Source organism: Mycolicibacterium vaccae NBRC 14118 = CIP 105934 (assembly GCF_001552715.1).
In the GTDB taxonomy this organism is placed as follows: domain Bacteria; phylum Actinomycetota; class Actinomycetes; order Mycobacteriales; family Mycobacteriaceae; genus Mycobacterium; species Mycobacterium vaccae.
In genome coordinates, this window is record NZ_BCRS01000347.1 from 1 (window position 1) to 1,212 (window position 1,212).

A 1,212-nucleotide genomic window follows, 5' to 3' on the forward strand; every position below is an offset into this window, starting at 1 on the left:
GGTGACGTTCCCGGTGCGCATCCGGGTGGCCACCGCGAAGGCCCGGTCGACGTCGGCGCTGCTGACCTCGCCGGACAGCCCGTAGATGGAATTGTTGGCGATGGCGATCGCCTCGTCGTCGGTGTCGTACGGGGTCACGGTCAGCACCGGGCCGAAGATCTCTTCCTGGGCCACCTGTGAGTCGGGATCCACGTCGGCCAGCAGCGTGGGCTGGGTGTAGTACCCCACCGGCAGGTTCTCCGGGATGCCGCCGCCGGTGACCAGCCGGGCACCGGAATCGATGCCGCTGCGGATCAGGCCGAGCACCTTCTGGCGCTGGGTGTCGCTGATCTGCGGGCCCTGCATGTTGCCCGGGGTCCACGGATCCCCGACCGGAAAGTTCTCCATCATGTTCTTGAGGACCTCGATGCCCTCGTCGTAGCGGCTGCGCGGCAACAGGATCCGGGAGGGCAGGATGCAGGACTGGCCGCTCATCACGCACGCCATCATCGCGGCCATCGGCAGCGCCGAGCCGAAGTCGGCGTCGTCGAGCACGATGTGCGCGGACTTGCCGCCGAGCTCCAGCAGCGTCTTCTTCACCGTCGGTGCGCCCGCGGCCAGGATGGCGCGGCCGGTGGCGGTGGACCCGGTGAACGTGATCATGTCCACCCGCGGATCGGCCGACAGCGCCGCGCCCACCTCGTTGGCATTCGAGACCACCACGTTGAACACGCCCGCCGGAATGTCGGTCTCCTCGGCCACGATGCGGCCGTACTCACTGCCCGACCACGGGGTGAGCTGAGCGGGCTTGAGCACCACGGTGTTTCCCGCCATCAGGGCGGGCACGGTCTCGGCGATGTTGAGGTAGAACGGCACGTTCCACGGCGTGATCGCGCCCACCACCCCGACCGCTTCGTAGTGGATCTTGCGGCGCGCCGGGCCCAGCGGCGTGTCGTGCACGCCGTTGTCGACGAGGTACTGGAAGTCGCGGCCGTGCTCGGCCCAGTGCTTGACCTCCTCGATCGGGCTCTCGATCTGGCTGCCGGTCACCGAGACAGGGCAGCCGACCTCGGTGATCAGGATCCGGCGCAACCGCTCCTTGTTGCGGTCGAGCGCTTCGTGCAGCTGAGTCAGGCAGTGGTAGCGGAAGTCCTTGTCGCGTGACCAGTCAGTCTCGTCGAAGGCCCGCCGCGCCGCACCGACAGCGCGCGCCATGTCCTCTACCGTGCCGTC

The 1,212-nt window shown here is 68.4% G+C and carries 1 protein-coding gene; it reads right to left on the bottom strand.

All coding sequences use genetic code 11. The features are described 5' to 3' along the window. Window positions 1–1,212 (bottom strand): aldehyde dehydrogenase family protein (locus tag MVA01S_RS29920; RefSeq protein ID WP_060941844.1); only part of this gene is annotated, 1,212 nt, incomplete at both ends.